General features: G+C 47.3%; 1 rRNA gene. It reads right to left on the minus strand.

Annotated features, from left to right (window positions below):
• Positions 1-199: 199 nt before the first annotated feature.
• Positions 200-315: ribosomal RNA gene (locus tag LZP69_RS15995) — 16S ribosomal RNA — on the minus strand; the annotation flags it as partial.

The following is a 315-nucleotide window of genomic DNA, read 5'->3' on the forward strand; positions in this document are numbered from 1 at the left end:
TTTTTAAAGAACGACCTCCACGGATGGTGGAAGTGCCAAAAATCGTATGGAACGATTTTGGCCAAGCACTGCCGTAAAGACAGGCCAACTGTTCTAACAAGAACAAGTTATCTGTGTGAACACTCAAGCACATGGATGTGCTGTGTGTAAGAAATGCAGGAGCATTTTCTTACCAACCAAGGTTGATACATCGTATAGGTAAGGAGGTGATCCAGCCCCAGGTTCCCCTAGGGCTACCTTGTTACGACTTCACCCCAGTCATGAACCACACCGTGGTAAACGCCCTCCCGAAGGTTAAGCTATCTACTTCTGGTG

Source organism: Shewanella sp. AS1 (assembly GCF_021412565.1).
GTDB lineage: Bacteria > Pseudomonadota > Gammaproteobacteria > Enterobacterales > Shewanellaceae > Shewanella.